We start from the raw sequence: 24708 nt of genomic DNA on the forward strand, positions 1-24708 counted from the left end.
GGTGTATTCATATCAGCATAAAATGCTGATATGAAACACAAAAGTAAGATTTTGAGTCAGATTTATCTAAAAAATACTCAATATTAAAACATATGAAAAAGGGCTTTCATTAACTCAACAGCCTTTATTATTTGCGGATAGTTCAAAAGGTAGTGTTTGAGGATTTAAATTGTTTTTTTTGATATTTACAAGAGCTGTAGTTCTAGAACTATGGGGAATATACTTATGGTTTACTAGATCAGATAGGCTAGAGGGGATACCATAAAGTTCTAGATATACAGGACTTGCACATAATATATATCTTGTTGTAGCTATTTTACGAGCAATAATATCTTCTGGAGGAGTCCAGTTAACTCCTAGAATTATATCTGTTTCTTGAGTTTTAAAATTAGGCATTCTCTCTTCAATATTTACTTCAATTTTAACCTTGCTAAATTTCTTGGAGTACTCTTTGATCAGACCTATCAGAACACTCTTGGCAAAAAATGAGGAAGTATTTATTTTTAGGGTGCCTGATGGTTCACTATGAAAAGATCCTGCTAGATCACGAATGTTTTCAATTTCATTTTGTAATGTTTTACAATACTCAAATAAAAGTTTGCCTTCATGCGTCAATGAAAGTTTACGTGTTGTTCTAATTAGCAAGTCAACTTTGAGTTCTTTTTCTAATTGCTTAATAGTGTGACTTACAGCAGCTTTTGTTATACCAAGAGCATCTGCAGTATTTGTAAAGCTTCCATAAGTTACTAATTTATAAAAAATTTCAAAAAAATTAATAGGTATATTTTTTTTATTTTTAATTGTCAAATTTTACTAAACATAAGTTTATTAATAATGATATTGTAAAATATATTTTTTAATTTACTATAGCAATAGTTAAATTTTTTGATAAAAAAGGAATGGCTATGAAAAATTATAAAATCATACTTCTGCTTAGTTATATAAGTATAGCGAGCGCATCAGCTGTGATACTAAATCCGGCTTTACCTCACATCAGTAGTGAATTAAATCTTGCAAATGGGCAAGTAGAGTGGATTGTGAGTATTTTTCTGGTAGGGTATGTTGTTGGACAACTTATATATGGCCCAATTGCCCGTAGGTTTGGTAGTGTAAGTACATTACGAATAGGCTTAGTTATTAATTTGATAGGTATTATAGTTTGTATATTTGGTGGGATTCACTTATCTTTTGAGTTATTGCTTTTAGGTAGATTGATTACGGCTTTAGGATCATCTGTTGGATTGGTTTGTACGTTTATTATTTTGAATCACTCTGTAGAACCATCTAGAGCAAAGACAGCACTGTCATTTGCTAGTATATCTTTTGCATTGTCTGTAACTTTAGCTATCATGATAGGTGGCTTTGTTAATTACTATTCACATTGGAACTACTGCTTTTATGTTCTATTAGCTCATGGGGTTGCGATGTATTTATTTACTTATTTATATCAAAATGAAATACCTAGTATTTCAAAGATTAATGTTGGCAATATTTTTTCAGGGTATATAAATGCATTATCAAGTCCAAAACTTTTGATTTTTGCTTTTATAATAGGTGTAATGTCAACATTTAGTTATTGCTATACGACAGCTGCGCCATTTATTACTCAGCAACTTTTTGATTTTAATAGTGCTGAATTAGGTACTTATAATGCTATGACTATAGTAGGTATTATAGCGGGCTCATTTGGCGCAGCAAAAATTATTAATAGTTATGATAATGTTCTAGTTTTGAAAATTGCAATTGCTACTTTGTTGGTTAGTTTTATGATTATAGCTTCTATGGCATATTTTGATATTATTACGCCGATTATATTTTTTGGTATTATTACGCTGATGTATTTTATTACAAGTTTTATATATCCGGCGGCATCACATATAGCATCCAATGCTTTAGCTGATGACAAAGCGAGCGCTTCTGCAATGATGAATTTTATAAACATGGCAGTTGCAGTTTTATCGGTAAGCATCATGGGCTATATAAGCTTAGATTATACATATAGTTTTGTTGTTATTTGTTTAGTGGTGTCAGTTACTGCATTTTTCTTTTTGTTTCTAAAAGGTTTTGCTAAGGAATAATCTTGGTAATATCCTAGCTATAGGTTTTTATATATAGTAAAATCATAGCCATATCAATTAATTACTTTTTTGCGTTAATATGTCATCTTTAGAAAGGGTAAATGGTTTTTTTGAAGCAAGTATTCAAGCAAAGATTGAGACAGCAAATATTTTACCTCCAGCTATTGCACAGGCTGCAAAAGCGATGGTGTCTTGCTTAGAAAATGGTGGTAAAATTCTGGTATGTGGTAATGGTGGGTCAGCAGCTATAGCGCAGCATTTCACCTCTAAGCTTCTAAATCATTTTGATATGGAGAGACCTCCTTTACCAGCAGTAGCCTTAACAGCGGATGTTGCAACAATTACAGCTGTTGGAGATCACTATGGATTTGCCCATATTTTCTCTAAGCAAGTAGCGGCATTAGGCAATGAAGACGATATTTTATTAGTTGTATCTGCAAATGGTGACTCACAAAATATTATCAATGCTGTTGAAGAAGCACATGATTTAGATATGAAGGTTGTTGCATTGACTGGTGCAAGCGGTGGTAGATTACAAGCTATGTACAATGCAGATGATATCGAGTTAAGGGTTCCTTCTGACAATATGGCAAATATTCAAGAGAACCACTTTCTTATAATTCATTGTTTGTGTGATATTATAGACCAGAAATTATTTGTAGGCTTAGAAGATTAATATAATGACATTTAAAACTATATTAAAGAGTGTATGTATTGTTTTGTTCTTTTTAAGCTTATCAGCTTGTGGAGTTATTGAGCCTTATACGGCTCCTGTTCCTCAAGGTAAAGAGATTAAGAATAAAAAACTTTTTGATATCAAGCCTAATATGACTAAAGGCGAGGTTGTTTATATATTAGGCTCGCCAGATATTATCGATACCTTTAATCCAAACCAGTATATTTATATAAATACATATAAAAAACATATGACTGATACTGATTATAGTGAGTCAAAACTAATACTAACTTTTAATAATCAAGATAGGTTGATAGGTATATCAGGTAATTATGCTCCACCAACTGATGAACCAGTTTTCTAAATTAATAAAAATATGAAAAAACAAAATATATTTAATATTCTAATTATTAGTGTTATTGCTGTAGGATTTTTATTCCTCAACTTTTGTCAACCTATCTTTGCAGATGATTTTGGTAGATTATCTGCTTCAGCTTTAACCAAAGGCAATTTGATAAGTATAGTATATAACCAATATTTGAACTGGACAGGCAGGGTATCTGCAGAGTATTTGGCTTACTTGCTTTTCAATAAAGATCACCTTGTTATAAGCCTCTTTATTATAGATATATTAAACTCTATACTTTTTAGTATATTTATCATTCTCAGTTTTAAAATTGTAAGTAAGGATCAATATGAACTTAGCTCCAAACGCTTTGTGATTTTTTTCTTTTTCTTGAGTTTTATTTTTTTGTACTCTGGGGTGATAGGTAATGCTTTATGGAAAACAGCGGCAATTCAGTATTTCTGGGGAATTGTATTGTTGGTAGGGTATTATTACTTTATTTTTATAAGGCAAAAAAACTCTATAACTTTTAGTATTTTTGTAGGAATTTTTATAGGTTTATATAATGAAATATATGTAGGAGTTTTAACTATCCTTTTATTAGCATTTCCTTGACTGTAAATTGGACAATAAGAGTATCAATAGAAATGTAGTTTACTTTTTTGTCACCCTTATAGTAGGAGGTATTATATTGGCAGTAGCTCCTGGTAATTATAAAAGACTAGATGTTTTAGCAGGTTCGAGAAATATTGATTTGTTACAGAATATAAAGTTTATGTGGCAACTATTAATTTATCATCCTTATGCGAAGCTTTTGCATTATATGCTGGCTTTTATAGGACTGCTTTTAATTTTGGATAAGGATATTAGGCTTAAAACAAAGTTTATTTATTTTGCTGCATTGATTAGTTCTTTGTTCGTTTTGACTCCGATTGTTGGCCAGTATGGGGGATTAAACCAAAGAGTTTTAATGATTTATTATGTACTATTTTTTATGATTATTTTTGGATTATTATATAATTCTAAAAATGTTTTTATTATAAAGTTTATTGAAATTCTTTGTAGGTTATCCTGGCTGCTGTTGATTTTACTTTTATTTCAGTTATGGATGCTTTTCTCAGTTTACGATTCGTTACATGATTATGAATTGCAAAGACAGCAACTAATACACTATTATCATGAGCATGATGTCAAATCTGCATCTTTTCCAGTAGATTATAGGCTCTATTTAGATAAAAATTATAGATTTGTCTACTTTGATGATATTACTTTTAATAAGAATGATTGGAGAAATAAGGGCTTTGCTAATTACTATGGTTTTGATAGTGTTGTATTAAAGAGATAAGTTATAAACCAAAATAAAACTCAGTATCAGTTTCATTTACGATTACACGATAATCTATAGAGATATCAGAGTCATTACACAAGGATTTCAGGTCAGTCAATAAAATATTTCCTAATAATTTCCTTAGTTTAGGACTTCTACCTGGTAGAATGTCAATCTCAAGTTGAATAAAGCCATCAAAATTACTCGAACTGTCGCCAACTAGATAGGTTTTGCATGGGTAGATAAGAGTTCTACATGTATCAATGTCTGTTTTAATCACTTCAATAAGTGTAGAGTGTAGGTTTCTACAAAAGTCATCTAATTTATTCGAGATTTTAATATTATCTGTATAGTGAATTTTAATTGTAGGCACAAAATAACCAATCTTCTGCTAATACAGAAAATAGTAACATAAATGAAAGGAATATGTTTATAGAAGAAGCTTGATAAAAAGAAATAATTAAGCAGCTGTAGAAAGAGCTTTGATCTTAGCACTTAGACGAGACTTATGTCTAGCAGCTTTGTTCTTATGGATTAGACCTTTAGAAGCATATTTATCTAAAATAGGAACTACTTTTGCGAAATTCTCTTTAGCAGCTTCAACATCACCTTTCTCGATCGCATAAGCAGCTTTCTTTAAGAAAGTTCTCATCATAGAACGACGTGCAACGTTGTGTTGACGATTTCTTTCAGCTTGAATAATTCTCTTTTTTGCTTGTTTTGAGTTAGCCAATTTAATTCTCCAGTTTTAATTTTTTAACTTTTATAACCTTAGGCTTCTCTAGGGGGATACGTGAGAAACACAAATATATAAATTTAATAGCTAAAGTATTTTGCATACATTGTACATTTTTGTCAACAGAATTTGTAATATTATTAATGATTATTTCGTTATTTAAATATGGCAATCACTACATTTTAAAGTTATTTTATAGCATAATAGGTATCTAGATTTATTAAATAAAAAATTACTTCTTAGTAGCAACAGAGCTTAAATATTATGAAAAATATCAGAAACTTTTCGATAATTGCACATATTGATCATGGTAAGTCTACTCTTTCAGATAGATTTATACAGGTGTGTAATGGTTTGACTGAGCGTGAAATGAAAGAGCAAGTCCTAGACTCTATGGATATTGAAAGAGAGCGTGGAATCACTATCAAAGCACAATCTGTAACTTTAGATTATGTAGCTAGAGATGGTCAAACATATCAGCTTAACTTTATTGATACTCCTGGGCATGTTGATTTCTCTTATGAGGTATCGCGTTCATTAGCTGCCTGTGAAGGTGCCTTGCTGGTGGTGGATGCAGCACAAGGTGTTGAAGCTCAGACAGTAGCTAACTGCTACACAGCTATTGATCAGGATTTAGAGGTTATACCAATTTTAAATAAAATTGATTTACCATCTGCAGAGCCTGATAGAGTCGCAGAAGAGATTGAAGAAATTATTGGTATCGATGCTACTGGAGCAACTACTTGTAGTGCTAAGACGGGCATAGGTGTTGAAGATGTTTTAGAGACAATTGTTGCTAAAGTTCCAGCACCAGAGGGCGATGTTAATGCAAAACTACAAGCTTTAATTATAGATTCATGGTTTGATAATTATCTAGGTGTTGTTTCTCTTGTGAGGATTAAAAACGGAACTCTTAAGAAAGGTGAGAAATTTAAAGTTATGTCAACGGGAGTTTCTTATCAAGCTGATAGAGTTGGGGTATTTACTCCAAAGATGAAAGATCTAGATCACTTGAAAGCTGGTGAGGTTGGTTTTATTATAGCAGGTATTAAAGATATTCATGGAGCTCCTGTAGGTGATACTCTAACTCATACGCATAATCCAACAGATAAGCCTGTTCCAGGATTTAAAAAAGTCCAGCCACAAGTTTATGCAGGGATGTTTACTATAAGCTCAGATGATTATCCTGATTTTAGAGAGGCATTAGATAAGCTAAGTCTAAATGACGCTTCACTGTTTTTCGAGCCAGAAGTTTCACAAGCATTGGGATTTGGCTTTAGATGTGGATTCCTAGGAATGCTACATATGGAAATTATTCAAGAGAGGCTTGAAAGAGAATATAATCTTGATTTAATTACTTCAGCACCAACAGTTGTCTATAAGGCAATCAAGAAAGATGGTGAAACTATAGAAGTAGATAATCCATCAAAACTCCCTGAACCAGGGGCTATAGCAGAAATACATGAGCCAATTGTAAGAGCGAATATTCTTGTGCCAAAAGACTATGTTGGTAGCGTAATTACAATATGTGTTGAAAAAAGAGGAGTGCAAGTCGATCTTAACTATGTTGGTAACCAAGTGTCTATAACTTACGATTTACCAATGATTGAGGTGGTGTCTGATTTCTTTGATACTCTCAAATCTGTTACGAAGGGTTATGGTTCATTGGATTACGAGCTAATTCGCTATGAAGCAGCAAATATGGTTAGACTAGATGTGCTTATAAATGGAGATAAGGTTGACGCATTAGCAAGTATAGTTCATAAAGATCAAGCAAAGTACAAAGGTAGAGAACTTGTTGAGCGCCTTAAAGAGCTAATTCCAAGACAAATGTTTGAAGTAGCAATTCAAGCAGCTATAGGTGGGACTATTGTTGCCAGAAGTACAGTTAAAGCATTGCGTAAGAACGTTTTAGCAAAGTGTTATGGTGGTGATGTTTCGCGTAAGAAAAAATTACTAGAAAAGCAAAAAGAAGGTAAAAAGAGAATGAAAAATATTGGTTCTGTTGAAATTCCTCAAGAAGCTTTCTTGTCAGTTTTGAAGAAATAGTCTCTATAGTTATTACTATTTGTAGTGACAGATCATTGATCTGTTAGCCTATATTAATCTATCATAAGACAGCACACTGTGCTGTCACTACAAAAGGGTATAAAATATTTAAATATGCAAAATAAAAAAATAATAGTAGGTATATCAGGAGGAGTTGATTCATCTGTTTCTGCTTTGTTGTTAAAACAGCAAGGTTATGATGTAATAGGTGTTTTTATGAAAAACTGGGAAGAAGATGATACTGATGATTTTTGCTCAGCAGAACAAGATATTGCTGATGCTCAAGCAGTATGTGACTCTATTGGGATACCTTTCAAAAAGATTAATTTCGCAGCTGAATATTGGGATAATGTATTCGAGCATTTTCTAACAGAGTATAAGGCTGGTAGGACACCTAATCCAGATATTTTATGCAACAAGGAAATCAAGTTTAAAGCTTTTTTGAGCTATGTGCATTTGTTAGGAGGTGACTATATTGCTACAGGACACTATGCTCGTACTAAAGTGGCTGAAGATGGTTCAGTGAAGTTAGTCAAAGGTCTTGATGATAGTAAAGATCAAACATATTTCTTATACACACTTGGTCAAGAGCAGTTAAAGCAGACAATGTTTCCTATTGGTGATATTGAAAAATCTAAAGTACGTGAGATTGCTAAAGAGAATAAACTGGTAACATTTGATAAGAAAGATAGTACAGGGATATGTTTCATAGGTGAGCGTAAGTTTAAAGACTTTTTATCGAAGTTTTTGCCAGCTCAAAGAGGCGAGATACATGATGAAAATGGTATCAAGATTGGTATGCATGATGGGCTTATGTACTATACGATTGGGCAAAGACAGGGTCTTGGTATAGGTGGTGTAAAAAATCGCCCTGAAATACCATGGTTCGCAGCCCAAAAGGATTTAGAAAATAATGTTTTAGTTGCTGTTCAAGGTCATGATCATCCAATGCTATTCAAAGATACATTACAAGCTATAGACCTTAGTTGGGTAGCTGGATCTGCTCCAGCAGATAGTTTTAGATGTAGTGCAAAAGTTCGCTATAGGCAAAAAGATCAGTCTTGTAATGTGCAAATAAATGAAGATGGTTCAGTTAATGTGGTTTTTGATGAGCCACAAAGAGCAATAACTCCAGGACAATCTGTAGTCTTTTATGATGGTGAGATTTGTTTAGGAGGAGGGATAATTATTTAGATTTTTGTTAATATTTATGTGTTAATTATTATCACTTGCTAATGTGGTTTTCTGATTATCTGTTGAGTCAGTCTGTTTTTCTTGGGATGAGCTAGTATTAGAGCTACCGCTTGTAGCTATTTCTATAGCACTACCGCTATTTGCAATAATATCATCATTATCTTGATCAGCTTTTGTGATTAACTCATGATCTAGGGTTGCCGCATCACTAGATATTTCTTGACGAGTATAACTAGACTTCTTGGTAGATGTATCAACCACATCATTCAAGTAGACACCGACTTCTTTTTTGACGTCTTTTTGGCTTTTCAAAACGTCTCTTTGCATAAATTGCGCTTCATGCACTGTATCAATAGTCATATGAGTATATAAAAACTCTGGATCAATAATATATGGTCTGAGGGACGTGTTGTACTCTTTTTCTAGCTCAGGGAAATCAACAGTATAAGCCACTTTTATGCGCTTTGTACCATCCCTATCAGTTATTAACATTGCAACAAGATCTGAATCTATAGGGTACTGTTTTCTAACTAGGTGATACTGTTGTTTTCTATCTAGTACTATTTGTCTGACAGGAGTTGCGTATACACTTTCAGTCTTTATAGGCTTGTTAACAGTTGTTATTCCGGCTTTTTGAAGTTCTGCTATAGCACGATTACCATAATTATCTTTAGCTAACTTAAGATCAATCTCAATCATCTTAGCAAGTACTTTCTCTCTAAACTCTCTAGTTTGCTTTAAAGTAAATGCAAGACAAGTTCCAGTATCATCTTTTTGGAAACAACCATTTCTTTTATCAATTAGTACAAAAAGTTTTCTGGTTTTATCGTAGTATAGTTGGTAATCAGGAGTATTATCACCATGACCAAGATAAACAAACTGGTCATTTGATAGCATTCCGCATGAAGTAACAGTTAAAATTAGTAGTAATAGTGATATTTTGCTTAATATCTTGCGCATATTTCAAATTCCATAATTTAACAACAATTTCAAGACATAATTTTTGCTTAGTGACGCTAAAAAGTAAAGCTTTGATTACAGGAAAATACTAAAAATTAAGTTTTGGCATTTTCTTGCATCAGTTTTTTATATTTTTTCTCTATCATTTTACGTTTAAGTGAACCAAGATGGTCAAAAAAGGTAACGCCATTTAGATGATCTATTTCATGTTGGATACATCTTGCTAGGAAATCATCTTTTTCAATTTCAATCTCCTCACCAAACTCATTAAGTGCTTTTATCCTAACTCTTGTTGCTCTATTAACCTTAGCAGAAACTCCAGGAAATGATAAACAACCCTCTTCATCAATTATCTTACCACTTTGGTCGATTATCTCGGGATTGATGATTGTAATTGTTTCGGGAGTCTCACTCTCTAAGTTATCATACATGATAAAGAATCTTTTTTTGATACCAACTTGTACTGCAGCTAAGCCAACACCATTTGCTTCTATCATTAAATCGCGCATCTCTGCTATTGTTGCTCGGAAATCATCATTGATTTCTTCTGGTGTAACTTCTTGTGCCACTTCTTTGAGTATTGGGTGAGGATATTTTAGGATCTCTAAAGACATATTTTATACTCCTTGTTCTAATATATCTTTTTTCATTTTTGTCATAGTTAGGGCTGCTTGAACACAGTATTTGCCTTTGTGTCCTTTTTTGCCACCAACTCTTTCTAATGCTTGTTCTTTATTGTGTGTGGTCAATATACCAAAGATTACCGGAAGGTTATACTCATGCATAACTCTTTGCGTACCATAGCTTACTTGGTCACAAACATAATCATAGTGATCTGTCTCGCCCCTGATTACACAACCAAGAAGTACAATCGCATCAACTTGGTTAGTCTCTGCTAAAAGTTTAGCAGCATAAGGCAACTCTACTGCACCTGGAACTTTTTTGATATATATTTGACTATCTTTTAGACCTTGAGCATATGCTTCTTCTAGGGCTCCTTCAAGCATTTTATCCGTTATCAATGAGTTAAATTCACTTACGACAATAGCTAGTTTTCTCATGCTCTATATTCCTTTGATTATATGTTTTGCTTTATTTTTCTTGGTTATTAAATAATTTCTGTTATGTGAGTTTACAAATGCTTCGCAGTATACAGGCTCTGCATCTATATCAACATTTCTGAGGGCTGCTAATTTCTCAGGGTTATTTGAGATAAGCTTACACTTATTTACTTTATTATATTTTAGGACTTGTATAGCTAAGTCATATTTTCTTGCATCACTTGGCAAACCTAGAGCTAAATTGGCTTCTATAGTGTCCATATTTTCATGCATTTGTAAGTTATATGCTTTAAGCTTGTTTGTTAGGCCAATGCCTCTACCTTCTTGATTAAGGTAAATAAAGAAGCCACCTTCTTGAGCAATCATCTCAATACCTTTTTGAAGTTGATCTTGGCAGTCACAGCGTAGTGATCCAAAGATATCACCAGTCAAACAAGAGGAATGCATTCTAACAAAAGGGGTTTCACCCTGATAGGCTTTTGACAAGACCACAACTTCTTCATTAGAAAAGTTATCCCTATAAACACTCATCTCAAGCTCACCTATATTCTTAAAAGGTATAGTTGTTCCGACCAAGCGACTAACAAAAATTTCAGTTGCTAAACGGTACTGATAAAGTTCAGCAATAGTTAAAAGAGGTAGACTATACTTTTTGGCAAATGCTTCTAATTCAGGTGCTTTCATCATTGTGCCATCTTTGTTCATCAGTTCACATAGGACACCTGCACTATTGAAACCACTTAGTTTCATAAGATCAACTGTTGCTTCAGTATGACCGTTTCTACCAAGTACACCTTTATCATTTGCTATGAGTGGGAAGATATGTCCTGGTCGAGCTAGCTCCTCAGCTTTTGCATCAGCCTTTGATGCTACTTGTATTGTGTGGGCTCTGTCTTTTGCAGATACTCCTGTAGTCACACCTTCTTTGGCTTCTATAGTTATAGTAAATGGTGTTGTAAATGTACTATTATTTTGATCAGCTGCTACCATTGGTGTTAGATTTAACTGCTTTGCTTTTTTTGAATCCATTGCTAAGCAAACGATACCACTTGTGTATTCAAGCATAAAAGCAATATTTGCTTCTGTGGCTTTCTCACCAGGGAGAATTAAGTCTCCTTCATTTTCTCTATCATAATCATCGAGCACAACCACAGGTGTACCTTGCTTGAGAGCTTGTATTGCGTTTTCAATATTTTCTTTTATTTGTTTAAACATTTTCTTTAAATCCTTGTATATATTTGTAGATATACTTACCTGTTGCATCAGCTTCAAGATTTACAATAGAGCCCTTAGTATAGTTCTTTGCAATAGTGACCTCAATAGTATGCGGTATCAAAGTTACTGTAAAAGAGTCTTCAAGAGTATCGATTACAGTTATGCTCATACCATCTATAGTCACAAATCCCTTTGTGACTAGATATTTAAGTAATTCTTTGGATGCTGAAATCTCAACTAGCCATGCTCCGCTGGCATCTGTGATATTTATGATTTGTCCAGTTTCATCAATATGACCTTGTACCATGTGCCCACCGACATGATCGCCATAGCGCATAGCAAGCTCAGTATTCACTAACTGATTTTCTACTAGGCTATTTAGATTAGTTCTTTGTAGGGTTTCTGGAACTGCGTCAAAATTCGCAGTTAAATTTTGTTTATCGATTTCAGTTACTGTAAGACAAGTGCCATTGATAGCAACGCTGTCACCAATATTGCAATTTGTACTATTATTAAACTTTATACAAAAGGTTTTTATATTACTTTTATCTATTATACTTTCTATTGTTCCTAGTTCTTGGACAATGCCACTAAACATTGGTAGTTTCCTTAAAATATGAATTTATTAGTAAATCTTCGCCTAAAAAAGATACATCTTGAAATATGAGCTTCTCTTTAGGATTGCACCCTGCAATTACAACAGGCGATAAATATGTTACAAGTTCATTAATTAGTTTTTGATTTATAAAATTTTCTAGAGTTTTTTTACCACCTTCAACCAAAAGGCTTGTTATCCCTGTTTGTCCCATTTTGTTTAGAAGGCTGTCTAAGCAAACCTGATTCTGGAATGTTGGCAGTAGCCAGTATTCAATACCAAGATTATCTAGTTCACTGGCAACTTGAGCAGAAATCTTTGAACAAACAAAAATAGTTTTTGCATGAGTTTGGTCTAAAACTTTCCAACGCTTATCTATTTCTAAGAGGTTGTTGGATATAATAAATCTAGTAGGGTGTTTCTTTTTGCTTAGCTGTATTCTTACATCAAGGCCAGGATTATCATCAATTAGAGTTTGCTTTCCAATTAATATCGCATCACAAATATTACGTAGCTGGTGAGTATCTACAAATGCTTCGTTAGAGCTGATTTTTTTTGAATCATTACCATTTACAGCTATTTTGCCATCAAGAGACATTGCCCATTTTGCATACACAAAAGGTTTTTGAGTTTTTTGGTAGTGGAAAAATATTTTATTTTGTTCTTGAGCTTGTTTTTGTAAGATGCCGACTTTGATTTCTATTCCAGCATCTTTGAGCTTTTGTATGCCTTTGCCGGCAACTAATGGGTTAGGGTCAAGTGTCGCGACCACTACCTTTTGTATGCCTGCTTTAATTAAGGCATCTGTACATGGCGGAGTTTTTCCGTGATGGCAACATGGCTCTAAGGTTACGTATGCAGTAGCACCTTTTGCTTTGTCTCCAGCTTTTTTCAGTGCATGAATTTCTGCATGAGCCTCTCCTATAGCTTCGTGCCAACCTTCTGAAATAATGGCTCCATTTTTTACTATTATGCATCCAACCATAGGATTTGGAGATACTGATAGCTTACCTCTATTCGCTAGAGTTAGAGCTTGTTGCATATAATAGTTTTCAATATTTTTCATTTGCCCAGTTAAAATCGTTAGTTACACTTAGGGCAGGGATAGCAAAACGAATAATACACAAACAGCCAACAAAGCAGTTGCTATTACTAAGTTCTACTTATGAATTTCTTCGATCTTCTTTCATCCAGACTATACTGTCGGCTTTGGAGTTACACCAAATCTGCTTGACCTTTTTAGTATCTAAAAAGCGCTCGCGGGCTTCTGTGGTTAGACAGTTACCGCCGGTAGGGAATTTCGCCCTGCCCTGAAGATTATTTTGAAATTATAACACTTATAAACTTTATATAGTAAGAAAGTTTTTAAATAAAATATGCAAAATCATGAATCAATATTATAATTGTAAAATAGCCGTTTATATGGAGCTAAAATGAATCAGTATTATATATTTGTAATATTATGTGTTATAGCAGCCTTCTCTAGTTACGTTAACTATAGGTATCTTAAATTACCCAAAGCTATTGGGTTAACAGTTTTGAGTGCTTTGATAGCACTTTTAATTGCACTATTACTTAAGATTGATCACAAATCTTTATTTCCTATTTATACTCTGCTATACAATGTGAATTTTAAGGAAGTGGTTTTAGAAGTCCTTCTTGGCTATCTTGTTTTTGCATCAGCGATGCACCTAAACTTTGTAGAAATAAAAAGAAACTCGTATGGTATATTTATACTTTCTAGTTTAGGGGTCGTAATATCTACTTTTACAATAGGTACATTATGCTGGATTGCTGCACCATATATACTGGGGATTCATGTTGACTATGTACGTTGTCTTATGATTGGTGCTATCTTCTCACCAACGGATCCTGTTACAGTATTTGACGTATTTAAGAAAAATACAAATGTACCAAAGAAAGTAAAAACGATCTTATCAGGAGAGGCACTATTTAATGACGTATTCTCGATTGTCTTATTTTTATTTTTTCTATCTATTGTCGTAGATGGTAAGCAAAATACAGGCTCGGTAACGCTTCTCTTTATGTTTGCACAAGATATTTTGGGCGGTGCTTTACTAGGTGCTCTTCTAGGATACTTAGCAAAAACATTAATGAGTAGATTAGATGATGGATATACACTTATTATAGTCTCTCTTGCATTTGTTAGTTTTGGCTCTTGGTTTGCGACATACTTAAATGTTTCCGAGGCTGTAGCTATGGCTATAACAGGTATTGTTATAGGGAATTCTCGACCACAAGAACGAGTGTCTGTAGAGTCAAAGGCTATCCTTACTAACTTTTGGATGGTTATCGACGAGCTTCTTAATGCTTTTTTATTCGTATTAGTTGGTATCGAGATACTTGAGATGAATCCTTCTTGGTATTTTATCGCGGCAGGAGTTGTTGTTTTCGTTATCTCTGTTATTGCTAGATACAGTAGTGTGATTATTTCTCTATTTCTCACTGAAAGGAAGAAGCATGTAGACTTTTGGAGGAATAATCTTATTATCACATGGGCTGGGCTGAGAGGGGGAGTTTCTATAGCATTAGCCTTATCTATACCGTTAGCCCATAGAGAGACAAATTCATTCTCGATTGTTTATATTGCTGTTTTCTTATCAATATTTATACAGGGAGTGACCTTTAAAAAACTTCTTGATAGATTGTATAACAATAAGGTGGCTTACTCAAAATCTTAATATATTACCTTTTTCTAAGGGGCTTTATATTTGGGGATTAAGATACATATGAGGCTAATTAACAAGTATAATAAGTTGCAAAATTGTTAGTTGTTCAACTAGAGAGGTGCTTGATTTTGAGCTTATATTCATTGTTTGTTTTGCTTTGTGTTATAGCAGCATATTCAAGTTATTTTAATTTAAGGTTTTTAGGCTTACCTAAAGCTATAGGTCTTACAGCCCTTAGTGCTTTTATATCATTATCATTATTGGTGTTGATAAAACTAGAGCCAAATTTCTTTTCACCGGTATATGATATGCTTGATAGTGTTAATTTTAAGACATTGGTGTTAAAGGTACTTTTAGGCTACCTTCTTTTTGCATCAGCAATGCATTTGGACTTTTCAAAAATTAGGAAATTTTCATTACCGATAGCTGTTTTATCTAGTCTTGGTGTCGTTGTTACGGCCTTTATAATGGGTACACTTTGTTGGTTTATGTCTCCTTTAGTTGTAGGTGTTAATATTAGCTATGTGCATTGCTTGATGGTGGGGGCGGTATTGTCACCTACGGATCCTGTTACAGTGTTTGCTGTATTTAAATCAACAAAGGCTGTTCCTGAGAAGGTTAAGGCGATACTATCTGGCGAAGCTATATTCAATGATGTGTTTTCTATAGTATTATTCTTAATTTTGCTGTCGATAATCACCAACTCTAATCAAAATGTTAGTATCAGTGAGTTCGTAATAATGCTTTTTCAAGAAGGAACTGGAGGTATTGTTTTAGGTATGATACTTGGCTTCTTTGGTGCTCGAGTGATGTCTAACTCTGATGATACCCATACGCTTATAATCATGTCATTAGCAATAGTTAGTGTAGGTTCATGGCTTGCAACTAGAATAGAAGTCTCTGAGCCTTTAGCAATGGTGGTTTGTGGTATAGTGATTGGCAACTCTAAGCCTCGAGGTAAGATTTCTGAAGAGTCAAGAAAGGAACTCTCAAGTTTTTGGGCAATTGTTGATGAACTCTTGAATACTTTTCTGTTTGTGCTAATTGGAATAGTAGCTCTAAAAATGTCTTTTTCAGTTAATGTTTTAATAGCAGGGGCTATATTGTTTATTATAGCGCTAGTTGCTCGTTATTTGAGTGTTATTTTTTCTATGTTTTTGGTTGATAGATCTACCAAGAATCAATTTTGGAAAAATGGCTTTGTTATAACGTGGGCAGGTCTAAGAGGTGGGGTGTCCATAGCTTTAGCTTTGACAATACCTATTGAGTACAGGAGTGATCACGCATCATCAATAGTTTATATAGCAGTGTTACTATCAATATTTATACAAGGAGTTTCTTTTAGAAAAGTTTTAGATAAAGCGTATGCCAAGAAATAACTACTAATTTAGCCGTACATTTCTTTTAAGTGGCTGTTGAAGAAATCAAGTGCATTACCATAATCATACTTGCCTGTAATAATTTCTATATATACACCGCTCTTATGCTCTCTAGCTTCTTTGAGTGCTTGTGCTAGTTCTTCACCTGTTTTTACTTTGATTGTTAGCCAATCACTACAGCCAAAAGCCTTAGGTAAATCTTTATAGTTTAATTGAGCGAGATCATCATAGCTTGGATCAGGGTCTAACTCTAACGCTCTTTCGACCATAAAACCATCATTGTTTATGCATAATATAATAGGGTTTATTTTATATCTTCCCATTACTCCTATTTCATTAAGTGTTAATTGATGAGATCCCTCACCTGTAATTAATACTGTTCTAGAATCAGGATTAGCTAGTGCTACGCCAAGAGTAGCTGGTGTAGCCCAACCAATAGAGCCCCATAACGTTTGATTATGATATTTTACACCTTCAGGTAAAGGTAATTTTGGCATATTAAGAGAAGATGAGCCCGTTTCTACCACAAGATTATCTGTGTTTTTTAAGAATTTTAAAACTTGAGTGTATAGCACGCTAAGCGTTAGGTTTTCTTGCGTTATTGGAGTATCCTGTATTGTCATTCTGGAGTATTCAGGGCGATAGTTTATGCTATCAGCTTTTTCTAATAAAGCATCAAGTAGCTCTGATAAATAGATATCAGTTAGATAAGTCTTTTTATCTTCGACAAATAAAGGACCTAAATTCAGAACCTTATCTAAGTCCAAATTATTAGTAAATCCAGCAGTGTTAAAGTCAGACCATAGTGCGTCACCTAAATTAATTACAAGATCAGCGTCTTCAACTATCTCGGCTGTATTTGTGTCTGATAATAAACCAGCATAGAATCCTATATAGTTAGGATGTGTTTCAGATATCACGCTCTTATCATGAGGCATAATAGCAAAAGGAATGTTTAACTTTTCTATGAGTTTGATAGCTTTTTCGGTTACACCAAATCTGTCTAATTTAATAGCAGGGATAGCAACAACTTTTTTAGCCTTATTTAGGCGCTCTAACACTAGGTTTACAGCTAGCTCAAGCTGCTGAGGATTGGTCTTTAGATAACTGCAGTCTATATTATCTGGTGTTATGTCTGTGACAGGACGATTGCCACCATCTAATGAAACACTTATATAGGCGGGTTTACGGTATTTGAATGCTTCTGCTATGACTCTATTCATTTCTCTGCGAGCGTTTTCAGGGGTGATGACCGCTGAGACACAGGCTGCAGAAGCTGATAAGTCAAAGAAGTTTCCAAAAACGCCATCTCCCAATGTATGGTGAACTTGCTTTTTCTTTCCAACCGCTGCATCATTTGGACTACCAACTAAGTGAAAAACAACTAAGTTCTCTGCTTTTGAGCCCATGACACCATTTAGAGCGCTCAGTTCACCAACAGCATAAGTAGTACATAAGATAGCGGCTCCATTAACTCTGGCAAAACCATCTGCAGCATAGCTAGCATTAAGCTCGTTAGCATTTACGATATTATTAAGTTTTGGATTATTGATAAGTGCATGATCTAGTGCAAACGCAAAATCACCAGGTACGGAGAATGAATGATCTATTCCCAAATCGACTAATCTAGATACTACATATTCAGCCACATTAGTAGCATCTTTAGCAGTATCGAAAACTTTTTTACCATTAATATTCTTACTCATAAATCCCTCTTTTAGTTAAAGGGCACCTCTAAAAACTACCCAACAAATTGATTTATGGTAGAATTTTATCATATTTTTAAAAAATGTTTTTTGCAGATGGGTTTATTCGATTTAGAGTTTCATGAAAATAGAATCAGAGATTATCAAACAGCACTCTCAAAATTAGATGCAGTTATTGATTGGGAGATGTTCAGAGAAACACTTGAATCAGCTTTATGCACTAAACCCAATGGTTTAGGAGGCAGACCTCCATATGACAAAGTATTAATGTTCAAGATTCTGATTCTTCAAAAATACTACAACTTATCAGATGAGCAAACAGAGTTTCAAATAAGTGATAGAACTTCTTTTAGGCAGTTTTTGGGTCTTGAAATAGGGGATAAAGTTCCTGATGGAAAAACAATATGGTTATTTAAAGAGAACCTAGCAAATAAGAATCTTAGTAAAAAATTATTTGAATTATTTACAAGTATGCTTGTTAATAACGGTATAGTAGCAAAGGAAGGAAGCATTGTAGATGCGTCTTTCGTTGATGTTCCTAGACAGAGGAATTCTAGAGAAGAAAATGACTATATAAGAAAAGGAGCAGTTCCAGTATCTTTTGGAAAAAAAGATAAGAGTGGCAAGCAAACTAGACTTTCTCAGAAAGATATAGATGCTAGATGGGTGACGAAGTCGTCAGAACGTCACTTTGGTTACAAAAATCATATAAATGCTGATTCAAAAACAAAGATAATAACCGGCTTCAGTGTTAGTAGTGCTTCGCCTCACGATTCTACTGAAATAAAGAATATCGTTGATGAGAAAGATAGTAAGCTACATGCTGATAGTGCTTATAGGAGCGAAGCTATAGAAGATTATTTAAACTCTATTGGATGCGAAAGTTTTGTTCATGAGAAGGGTTACAGAGGCAATCCTTTAACTAAGGAACAAAAAAAGTCCAACAATATTAAATCTAAGGTTAGGGCACGAGTTGAGCATGTGTTTGGATTTATGACTAACTCTATGAATAATGCATTATTTATGAGGTCTATAGGGATAAAAAGGATTAATTCTGCTATAGGAGTCTTAAACCTAACCTATAATTTATTTAGATTTGAGCAGCTTGTTAGGCTACAGAAAATTAATACTATTTAGCAAAAAATAGAGAATTTAAACAACTATGTCATAATAATGTTTCAAAAACATTAATATTTTGGATTATTATAGTGCCCTAAATCATATTTTTTACTAAAATTTTGATAAATATAACCTTATACTCTTGAAAAGAGGTGTGCTAGCTTGAACCTGATCTAACATTTCAGTTAAAATAAGAGGTTAATAGAGGTGCCCTAAAATAAATTTTGAAATTACTTTCAGCATATCTTTTGCTTATATGTATAGCAATAATTTGATAACTATATTTTTTAAAAAAGATAATTTAAACCAAAAAGTCATTTTAGAGAGATTTTGTACAATGTGTTGTCAAAAACCGAGCCTAGTACTTTAAGACTCTCTTTTTGCAAAAGCGTATTTTTTGACTATTTTGCCACCAATTAGATGCTTTTGGATGATTTTTTCTAGAACCTCTGGAGTACAAGAGTGATACCAAACATTATCTGGTTGTACTACTGCTATTGGACCATTTTGGCAAACTCTTAGGCAGTATGTTTTTGATCTATAGATATGGCCATTTTGTGATAGTTTTAGCTCTTGGAGTCTCTTTTTTAGGTACTCCCAAGATTTCAGTGAAACATCGCCGGCACAGCATTTTTGTCTTTCTTGATCACAACATAGGAATATATGTTTTTCAATATTGTCTAAGCCTAGTTTTTTTGCTTTGGTTTCAAGTGATACTGACATTTTAGTTACCCTTAAATTTAAACAGTATAATTTTATTACAAATAGATTTAAAATTGTTGAGAAAATATTAACAAATATGGAGATAAAATGGAAAATAACATTTCCAAAGAGACGCTAGAAAAGTTAGCTCAAGCTTATCTAAAAGATATCAAAAGTAAGAGACGTTGGAAGTTTTTTACTAGAGCTCTAATTATTCTGGTCGTTTTAGTTATGATTATACCTGGCTTATTTAGCTCATCAAAAGAGCTTACATCTCACATAGGGTTAGTCAAAGTTGATGGTGTAATAGCCGAAGATGCCGAGGCAAATGCAGAGAGGATTAATAAAAGTTTAGATGATGCCTATGCTAGTAAGGCGGTTAAAGGGGTGATCGTTGAAATAAATAGTCCTGGAGGCTCACCTGTACAATCTGACGAAATATATTCTCATATGAGATATCTGCAGAAAAAATACCCAAATATCCCTATGTATGCTGTATGTACAGATGTTTGTGCAAGTGGAGGATACTATATTGCTGCCGGTGCAAAAGATATCTATGCTAATAAAATGACAATTGTTGGTTCAATAGGTGTTATAGGTAGTGGTTTTGGCTTTACTGGGCTTATGGATAAACTAGGTATAGAGCGTAGAACATACACATCAGGCTCTAATAAGGACTTTCTAGATCCTTTTTCTCCAAAAAGACCAGAGCAAACAGCACAATTTAATAAGCTCTTGAATGAAACGCATCAAGTATTTATAGAGGCTGTTGAGCAATCAAGAGGTGACAGATTGAAAGATAAAGCTATGAATACAACATTTTCAGGAGAGCCTTTTAGTGGTATTCAAGCAAAAAATATGGGGCTGATTGATGGTTTTGCGTCAGTCAGTCAAATTAAACGTGATAAGTTTAACAATATAGATATTGTTGACTATACACAGCCATTAGACTTTTTGACAGCAGTGTCAAATAAGTTAGGAAATAGTGTTTATTATAAGGCGCTTTCAGAAACAAGCTTTAGTCTAAAATAAATACATTAAGTGTTGAAACATATAATAACCATGATTATAATCGATATTATACTAAGTTTTCAAAACTAAACATAACTAAGGAATGGAAATTATGAAAAAGACTATATTAGGTGCAATGATCGCTGGTGGTCTAATGGTATCTGCAACTACTGCTATGGCTGGTGGAGTAGGTTTTGCTAATGTTCAAGATATCTTTGAGACTTCACCTTTAGGTAAAGCAAAAGTTACTGCTGATGAGAAGAAATTGAAACCACAAATGGATCAACTTAAGCAAAACATCACATCTTTACAACAAAAAGTAAATGCTTATACTGAAGAAAAAGATGATGTTCAAGCAGATGATTCTAAAGGTGATACTAAAGATGCTCAAGCAGCTGATAAGGTAGAAGGTCAAGATAAACAACAAGCTCAGGCTGATCTTGAGAAAGCAATGAGAGAATACCAAGATCTAATGAATCAAGTTCAAAAAATGGCTTCTGATGATGCTGATGCATTCAAAGATGCTTTGACTAAAGCTTCTGCGCAAGTTGCTAAAGATAAGCAATTAGATGCTATCTTACCTGCTGAGATGAGCCTATATAATGTTGATAGTATTGATGTAACTAAAGATGTTATTGCTAAAATGCAATAATTTAGTCTCTGTAATATAATTCTAATATATTTTTTCTAGTATCTCTTTTAAACTTATAACAATTAAAAGTCGCTTTTTTTTAACTATAAAGCTATGTATAATCTTAGCTTAGATGTCAATAATATTTAAATAAAAAAGAAAATTCAAATTATGGAAAATTTAGGCTATTTTGTATCGCAAAACTTATTGTTTTGTTTGTCTTTTATACTTCTGTTAGCAATTTATATAATTTTTGAGCTGACTCAAACTAAAAAAGCTCAATATACTTTGTCTGTTGCGGATGCTGTTATTACTGTAAATAGAGGTAAAGGCGTATATCTAGATACAAGAGATCAAGAGAGTTTTGCGAGTGCTCATATAATTGGGGCTCATAATATCAAGTTAGAAGAAATTGCTCAAAAGCATAAAAAGTTAGCTAAGTACAAGTCTAAGCCTATAGTTATATATGGAGACGGTGCCGAAAAAGCAATGCATGAGTTACGCAAAGAAGGCTTTGAACAAGTTTTTGTACTTAAAGGTGGTCTATCAGCATGGCTACAGGCAAGTTACCCTGTTAAATCATTATCAAAATAAAAATATTAAGGATCATAGAATGGATCAGCAAGCACAACCACAGTTTCAAATTCAAAAAGTTTATGTAAAGGATATGTCTTTCTCTATTCCTAATTCTGATAAAATCTGGACTACAGCATGGAAGCCAGAGTTGCATACAGATCTGAAAATCGAAGCGACACAGCTACCAGAAGAAAATACTTATGAAAGTGTTTTAACTCTTGAAGTGAAGGTTGAAAATGAAGGTGTGGTTGCTTTTGAGGCAGAGGTTAAGCAAGCAGGGATTTTTACAGTATCAAATATGCAAGAGGCTCAAATTGAGCATGCAAAAAAAGCATTTTGCCCAAATATTTTGTACCATTATGCACGTGAAGCTATTTCTGATTTAGTCAGTAGTGGCGGTTTCCCTCAGCTTTGTTTATCAGCTGTGAATTTTGATGCTATGTATCAGGATTCATTAGAAAAGCCTGTCGATGATAAGCAACACTAAGATTACAATAGGAGTTTGAGTTAGTTATGAGTAAAGAAAAAGCTCTAGAGTCAGCGCTCTCACAGATTGAGAAGCAGTTTGGTAAAGGCTCTATTATGAGATTGGGTGATCAAGAGACAGCTCATGATATAGATGTTATCCCTTCAGGTATTATTGCTCTTGATGTTGCATTGGGCATAGGAGGATATCCTAAAGGGCGTATTATTGAAATATATGGGCATGAATCATCTGGTAAGACTACGCTTACTCTCTTAGCAATTGCACAGTGCCAAAAACAAGGTGGTACAGCAGCCTTTGTTGATGCAGAACATGCTCTAGATCCTAAGTATGCTAAGCTTTTGGGTGTAAATGTAGATGATCTGATAGTTTCTCAGCCAGATACCGGTGAGCAGGCATTAGAGATTGCAGATATGTTAGTTCGTTCTGGAGGAGTTGATATTGTAGTAATAGACTCTGTTGCAGCACTTACTCCTAAGGCAGAGATTGAAGGTGATATGGGAGACTCTCACATGGGCCTTCAGGCAAGACTAATGTCTCAAGCGCTTAGAAAATTAACAGCAAATATCAAACGCTCAAACACTTTGGTAATGTTCATTAACCAAATACGTATGAAAATCGGGGTAATGTTTGGCAATCCTGAAACTACCACTGGTGGTAATGCTCTTAAGTTTTATGCTTCTGTTAGGTTAGAAGTTAGAAAGGGTGGAGCTATTAAAGATGGTGTAGATGTTAATGGTAATGAAATAAAAGTTAAAATTGTTAAAAATAAGGTTGCTCCTCCATTTAAGCAAGCTGAGTTTGAGCTCATTTATGGAGAAGGTATCTCGCTTGAAGCAGAGCTTATTGACCTTGGTGCCAAACATGGAATTGTAGAGAAGTCTGGGGCTTGGTATAGCTATAAAGGTAAAAAGATTGGTCAAGGTAAAGAAAAATCAAAAGATTACCTTAAAGAAAATACAGTAGAACGTGATGAGATAGAAAAAGCTCTTTTGGAACTTTTATTGCCACATAAATATGCTGTAGAAGAACAACCTCAAGAAGAGTCTAAACCTGCAAAGCAATCTAAGTCGAAACAAGCTACACAAGATGAGCTTATCTAAAGAGAAAAATTATCTTTTATATCTACTTGCTAAGCAAGATTATTCCCGCAAACAACTTTCTGATAAGCTTACGACTCGTGATAATATTTCATGCGATCAAATAGTGGCTCTATTAGATGAGTTTGAGAAGAATAAGTGGCTATCAGATGAGAGATTTGCGCGAGTGTTTATAATAAGTGAAATTGCTAAGTATCGAGGCAAACGAAGAATTATAAATACAGCTGTTTACCAAAAAGGTTTGTCACAAGAATTAGTAGAGGTTTTTTTACAAGAGGCTGAGGTTGACTGGATTGATATTTGTCATCAGTGTTTGCATAAGAAATATAAAGATCTAAGTAAGCTACAAAAAGATTTGAAATTAAAGCAAAAAGCGATTAATTATCTCTTATATAATGGCTTTGATTTTGATGAGATAAATTTTGTAATTAGTGGGAAAATTTAAGCAGATAAGTTTTATTCTTAAACTTTTTTACTGTAAGCTTTATTATTAGAAATATTAAATAATATAGGAGTTAAAGATGGCCAAAGGAACAGTAAATAAGGTTATTTTGTTAGGTAGATTAGGTAACGATCCAGAAGTTAGAACTACTCAAAACGGTACTACAGTAGCTACACTAAGTATCGCAACTAATGATGGTATGGGTGAAAATATAACCACTGAGTGGCATAGAGTTGTTGTGTTTGGTAAGTCTGCAGAGGCTATCCAAAGATATGCAAATAAAGGTACACAACTTTTTATAGAAGGTAGGCTTCGTACTAACAAGTGGCAAGATAAAAACGGTAATATGCAATATACTACAGAAGTTGTTGTTAGTAATTTCCAGTTTGTTGGTGGTGGTAATTCTCAGGGTAGTTCAAACTACCAAAACAACCCTAATCCCAACTTTAACCAACAGCCTAATAATAGTTTTGCTCAAAATAATCAGCAACCAGCACCAAAACAGGATAAAATGCCTGATTTTGCTGAGATTAATTCATCAAACTTTGATGATGATATACCATTTTAATCATATATAGAATCATATCGAAATATAGTGTACTAACTGTCACTACTCACAAGATTATTATAT

At 33.8% G+C, this 24708-nt stretch carries 27 protein-coding genes, 1 pseudogene and 1 riboswitch; of the genes and pseudogenes, 17 read left to right on the forward strand and 11 right to left on the reverse strand.

Features of this window, described 5'->3' with window-relative positions:
- Positions 1–126: 126 nt before the first annotated feature.
- A pseudogene (locus tag F3D57_RS05865) lies at positions 127–801 on the reverse strand (LysR family transcriptional regulator); the annotation flags it as partial.
- 104 nt (positions 802–905) lie between these two features.
- On the opposite strand from F3D57_RS05865, the gene F3D57_RS05870 reads away from it, so the two are divergent.
- From F3D57_RS05870 to F3D57_RS10440, 5 genes are all read left to right on the forward strand, one after another.
- Positions 906–2078, forward strand: coding sequence for an MFS transporter (locus F3D57_RS05870; RefSeq protein WP_150465552.1), 1173 nt, complete (start codon positions 906–908; stop codon positions 2076–2078).
- A gap of 79 nt (positions 2079–2157) precedes the next feature.
- Positions 2158–2754 (forward strand): SIS domain-containing protein, encoded by a 597-nt coding sequence (locus F3D57_RS05875; RefSeq protein ID WP_150465553.1) that lies wholly within the window; start codon positions 2158–2160, stop codon positions 2752–2754.
- A gap of 4 nt (positions 2755–2758) precedes the next feature.
- The gene (locus F3D57_RS05880; protein ID WP_013921884.1) at positions 2759–3118 is read left to right on the forward strand and encodes an outer membrane protein assembly factor BamE; all 360 of its coding nucleotides are present in this window, start codon (positions 2759–2761) and stop codon (positions 3116–3118) included.
- A 12-nt stretch (positions 3119–3130) separates the two neighbouring features.
- Complete coding sequence (locus tag F3D57_RS10435) at positions 3131–3715, forward strand: DUF6056 family protein (RefSeq protein ID WP_263478302.1); 585 nt, start codon at positions 3131–3133, stop codon at positions 3713–3715.
- 7 nt (positions 3716–3722) lie between these two features.
- Positions 3723–4445, forward strand: coding sequence for a DUF6056 family protein (locus F3D57_RS10440; RefSeq protein WP_263478304.1), 723 nt, complete (start codon positions 3723–3725; stop codon positions 4443–4445).
- A gap of 1 nt (position 4446) precedes the next feature.
- Here the strand turns inward: F3D57_RS10440 and F3D57_RS05890 are convergent, their stop codons facing one another.
- Together F3D57_RS05890 and rpsT are read right to left on the reverse strand one after the other, a co-directional pair.
- The gene (locus F3D57_RS05890) at positions 4447–4800 is read right to left on the reverse strand and encodes a 5-carboxymethyl-2-hydroxymuconate Delta-isomerase (protein WP_150465554.1); all 354 of its coding nucleotides are present in this window, start codon (positions 4798–4800) and stop codon (positions 4447–4449) included.
- 87 nt (positions 4801–4887) lie between these two features.
- On the reverse strand, positions 4888–5160 hold the full coding sequence (gene rpsT / locus F3D57_RS05895; protein WP_004286750.1) for a 30S ribosomal protein S20: 273 nt from the start codon (positions 5158–5160) through the stop codon (positions 4888–4890).
- Positions 5161–5427: 267 nt separating this feature from the next.
- Here rpsT and lepA point away from each other — a divergent pair, with 267 nt between their 5' ends.
- Positions 5428–7212 carry a translation elongation factor 4 gene (gene lepA / locus F3D57_RS05900; protein ID WP_013921886.1) on the forward strand — a complete coding sequence of 595 codons (1785 nt, stop codon included), beginning with the start codon at positions 5428–5430 and terminating at the stop codon, positions 7210–7212.
- A 114-nt stretch (positions 7213–7326) separates the two neighbouring features.
- Positions 7327–8406, forward strand: coding sequence for a tRNA 2-thiouridine(34) synthase MnmA (gene mnmA, locus F3D57_RS05905; protein ID WP_150465555.1), 1080 nt, complete (start codon positions 7327–7329; stop codon positions 8404–8406).
- Positions 8407–8427: 21 nt separating this feature from the next.
- Here mnmA and F3D57_RS05910 read toward each other — a convergent pair whose 3' ends face one another.
- The 6 genes from F3D57_RS05910 to ribD all read right to left on the reverse strand — a co-directional run bounded on the left by F3D57_RS05910 (position 8428) and on the right by ribD (position 13303).
- Positions 8428–9366: a hypothetical protein gene (locus tag F3D57_RS05910; protein WP_150465556.1), complete on the reverse strand. Its 939-nt coding sequence runs from the start codon at positions 9364–9366 to the stop codon at positions 8428–8430.
- A gap of 95 nt (positions 9367–9461) precedes the next feature.
- The gene (gene def / locus F3D57_RS05915; RefSeq protein ID WP_146421629.1) at positions 9462–9980 is read right to left on the reverse strand and encodes a peptide deformylase; all 519 of its coding nucleotides are present in this window, start codon (positions 9978–9980) and stop codon (positions 9462–9464) included.
- A 3-nt stretch (positions 9981–9983) separates the two neighbouring features.
- Complete coding sequence (gene ribH, locus F3D57_RS05920; protein ID WP_013921890.1) at positions 9984–10427, reverse strand: 6,7-dimethyl-8-ribityllumazine synthase; 444 nt, start codon at positions 10425–10427, stop codon at positions 9984–9986.
- Between the two features lie 3 nt (positions 10428–10430).
- Positions 10431–11642 carry a 3,4-dihydroxy-2-butanone-4-phosphate synthase gene (ribB, locus tag F3D57_RS05925; RefSeq protein ID WP_150465557.1) on the reverse strand — a complete coding sequence of 404 codons (1212 nt, stop codon included), beginning with the start codon at positions 11640–11642 and terminating at the stop codon, positions 10431–10433.
- The gene (locus F3D57_RS05930; protein WP_149369055.1) at positions 11635–12240 is read right to left on the reverse strand and encodes a riboflavin synthase; all 606 of its coding nucleotides are present in this window, start codon (positions 12238–12240) and stop codon (positions 11635–11637) included. The genes ribB and F3D57_RS05930 overlap by 8 nt, the downstream gene beginning before the upstream one ends.
- Entirely contained in the window at positions 12233–13303 is a 1071-nt protein-coding gene (gene ribD, locus F3D57_RS05935; protein WP_150465558.1) for a bifunctional diaminohydroxyphosphoribosylaminopyrimidine deaminase/5-amino-6-(5-phosphoribosylamino)uracil reductase RibD, read from the reverse strand. The genes F3D57_RS05930 and ribD overlap by 8 nt, the downstream gene beginning before the upstream one ends.
- Before the next feature lie 108 nt (positions 13304–13411).
- A riboswitch (FMN riboswitch) is annotated at positions 13412–13559 on the reverse strand.
- A gap of 111 nt (positions 13560–13670) precedes the next feature.
- Between ribD and F3D57_RS05940 the strand changes: the two genes are divergently transcribed.
- Positions 13671–14939: a cation:proton antiporter gene (locus F3D57_RS05940; RefSeq protein ID WP_150465559.1), complete on the forward strand. Its 1269-nt coding sequence runs from the start codon at positions 13671–13673 to the stop codon at positions 14937–14939.
- A 116-nt stretch (positions 14940–15055) separates the two neighbouring features.
- Positions 15056–16306: a cation:proton antiporter gene (locus tag F3D57_RS05945; RefSeq protein ID WP_150465560.1), complete on the forward strand. Its 1251-nt coding sequence runs from the start codon at positions 15056–15058 to the stop codon at positions 16304–16306.
- A gap of 8 nt (positions 16307–16314) precedes the next feature.
- Here the strand turns inward: F3D57_RS05945 and F3D57_RS05950 are convergent, their stop codons facing one another.
- Positions 16315–18012 carry an alpha-keto acid decarboxylase family protein gene (locus F3D57_RS05950; RefSeq protein WP_013921895.1) on the reverse strand — a complete coding sequence of 566 codons (1698 nt, stop codon included), beginning with the start codon at positions 18010–18012 and terminating at the stop codon, positions 16315–16317.
- Positions 18013–18108: 96 nt separating this feature from the next.
- Here F3D57_RS05950 and F3D57_RS05955 point away from each other — a divergent pair, with 96 nt between their 5' ends.
- On the forward strand, positions 18109–19149 hold the full coding sequence (locus F3D57_RS05955; protein ID WP_191092361.1) for an IS5 family transposase: 1041 nt from the start codon (positions 18109–18111) through the stop codon (positions 19147–19149).
- Positions 19150–19497: 348 nt separating this feature from the next.
- On the opposite strand, the gene F3D57_RS05960 is transcribed toward F3D57_RS05955, so the two are convergent.
- A complete protein-coding gene (locus F3D57_RS05960; RefSeq protein ID WP_150465562.1) occupies positions 19498–19854 on the reverse strand; it encodes a (2Fe-2S) ferredoxin domain-containing protein in 357 nt (118 codons plus the stop codon).
- A gap of 87 nt (positions 19855–19941) precedes the next feature.
- Between F3D57_RS05960 and F3D57_RS05965 the strand changes: the two genes are divergently transcribed.
- From F3D57_RS05965 to F3D57_RS05995, 7 genes are all read left to right on the forward strand, one after another.
- The gene (locus F3D57_RS05965; RefSeq protein WP_150465563.1) at positions 19942–20865 is read left to right on the forward strand and encodes a S49 family peptidase; all 924 of its coding nucleotides are present in this window, start codon (positions 19942–19944) and stop codon (positions 20863–20865) included.
- A 91-nt stretch (positions 20866–20956) separates the two neighbouring features.
- Positions 20957–21496 (forward strand): OmpH family outer membrane protein, encoded by a 540-nt coding sequence (locus F3D57_RS05970; protein ID WP_013921898.1) that lies wholly within the window; start codon positions 20957–20959, stop codon positions 21494–21496.
- 150 nt (positions 21497–21646) lie between these two features.
- Complete coding sequence (locus tag F3D57_RS05975; protein WP_149369061.1) at positions 21647–22069, forward strand: rhodanese-like domain-containing protein; 423 nt, start codon at positions 21647–21649, stop codon at positions 22067–22069.
- Positions 22070–22088: 19 nt separating this feature from the next.
- A complete protein-coding gene (secB, locus tag F3D57_RS05980; RefSeq protein WP_150465564.1) occupies positions 22089–22538 on the forward strand; it encodes a protein-export chaperone SecB in 450 nt (149 codons plus the stop codon).
- 26 nt (positions 22539–22564) lie between these two features.
- On the forward strand, positions 22565–23638 hold the full coding sequence (recA, locus tag F3D57_RS05985) for a recombinase RecA (RefSeq protein WP_013921901.1): 1074 nt from the start codon (positions 22565–22567) through the stop codon (positions 23636–23638).
- Positions 23625–24080, forward strand: a complete 456-nt coding sequence (locus tag F3D57_RS05990) for a regulatory protein RecX (RefSeq protein WP_150465565.1) — start codon at positions 23625–23627, stop codon at positions 24078–24080. The genes recA and F3D57_RS05990 overlap by 14 nt, the downstream gene beginning before the upstream one ends.
- Positions 24081–24156: 76 nt before the next feature.
- Positions 24157–24645 (forward strand): single-stranded DNA-binding protein, encoded by a 489-nt coding sequence (locus F3D57_RS05995; protein WP_013921903.1) that lies wholly within the window; start codon positions 24157–24159, stop codon positions 24643–24645.
- The last annotated feature ends 63 nt before the right edge of the window (positions 24646–24708 follow it).

This window comes from Francisella sp. SYW-2 (assembly GCF_008711475.1).
GTDB lineage: Bacteria > Pseudomonadota > Gammaproteobacteria > Francisellales > Francisellaceae > Francisella > Francisella salimarina.

Excerpts from the sequence above, each read along its gene's own strand:
- F3D57_RS05870 (WP_150465552.1), top strand. The coding sequence starts at position 906 with ATGAAAAATTATAAAATCATACTTCTGCTTAGTTATATAAGTATAGCG.
- F3D57_RS05875 (WP_150465553.1), top strand. The coding sequence starts at position 2,158 with ATGTCATCTTTAGAAAGGGTAAATGGTTTTTTTGAAGCAAGTATTCAA.
- F3D57_RS05880 (WP_013921884.1), top strand. The coding sequence starts at position 2,759 with ATGACATTTAAAACTATATTAAAGAGTGTATGTATTGTTTTGTTCTTT.
- F3D57_RS10435 (WP_263478302.1), top strand. The coding sequence starts at position 3,131 with ATGAAAAAACAAAATATATTTAATATTCTAATTATTAGTGTTATTGCT.
- lepA (WP_013921886.1), top strand. The coding sequence starts at position 5,428 with ATGAAAAATATCAGAAACTTTTCGATAATTGCACATATTGATCATGGT.
- mnmA (WP_150465555.1), top strand. The coding sequence starts at position 7,327 with ATGCAAAATAAAAAAATAATAGTAGGTATATCAGGAGGAGTTGATTCA.
- F3D57_RS05910 (WP_150465556.1), bottom strand. The coding sequence starts at position 9,366 with ATGCGCAAGATATTAAGCAAAATATCACTATTACTACTAATTTTAACT.
- def (WP_146421629.1), bottom strand. The coding sequence starts at position 9,980 with ATGTCTTTAGAGATCCTAAAATATCCTCACCCAATACTCAAAGAAGTG.
- ribH (WP_013921890.1), bottom strand. The coding sequence starts at position 10,427 with ATGAGAAAACTAGCTATTGTCGTAAGTGAATTTAACTCATTGATAACG.
- ribB (WP_150465557.1), bottom strand. The coding sequence starts at position 11,642 with ATGTTTAAACAAATAAAAGAAAATATTGAAAACGCAATACAAGCTCTC.
- F3D57_RS05930 (WP_149369055.1), bottom strand. The coding sequence starts at position 12,240 with ATGTTTAGTGGCATTGTCCAAGAACTAGGAACAATAGAAAGTATAATA.
- ribD (WP_150465558.1), bottom strand. The coding sequence starts at position 13,303 with ATGAAAAATATTGAAAACTATTATATGCAACAAGCTCTAACTCTAGCG.
- F3D57_RS05940 (WP_150465559.1), top strand. The coding sequence starts at position 13,671 with ATGAATCAGTATTATATATTTGTAATATTATGTGTTATAGCAGCCTTC.
- F3D57_RS05950 (WP_013921895.1), bottom strand. The coding sequence starts at position 18,012 with ATGAGTAAGAATATTAATGGTAAAAAAGTTTTCGATACTGCTAAAGAT.
- F3D57_RS05955 (WP_191092361.1), top strand. The coding sequence starts at position 18,109 with ATGGGTTTATTCGATTTAGAGTTTCATGAAAATAGAATCAGAGATTAT.
- F3D57_RS05960 (WP_150465562.1), bottom strand. The coding sequence starts at position 19,854 with ATGTCAGTATCACTTGAAACCAAAGCAAAAAAACTAGGCTTAGACAAT.
- F3D57_RS05965 (WP_150465563.1), top strand. The coding sequence starts at position 19,942 with ATGGAAAATAACATTTCCAAAGAGACGCTAGAAAAGTTAGCTCAAGCT.
- F3D57_RS05970 (WP_013921898.1), top strand. The coding sequence starts at position 20,957 with ATGAAAAAGACTATATTAGGTGCAATGATCGCTGGTGGTCTAATGGTA.
- F3D57_RS05975 (WP_149369061.1), top strand. The coding sequence starts at position 21,647 with ATGGAAAATTTAGGCTATTTTGTATCGCAAAACTTATTGTTTTGTTTG.
- secB (WP_150465564.1), top strand. The coding sequence starts at position 22,089 with ATGGATCAGCAAGCACAACCACAGTTTCAAATTCAAAAAGTTTATGTA.
- recA (WP_013921901.1), top strand. The coding sequence starts at position 22,565 with ATGAGTAAAGAAAAAGCTCTAGAGTCAGCGCTCTCACAGATTGAGAAG.
- F3D57_RS05990 (WP_150465565.1), top strand. The coding sequence starts at position 23,625 with ATGAGCTTATCTAAAGAGAAAAATTATCTTTTATATCTACTTGCTAAG.
- F3D57_RS05995 (WP_013921903.1), top strand. The coding sequence starts at position 24,157 with ATGGCCAAAGGAACAGTAAATAAGGTTATTTTGTTAGGTAGATTAGGT.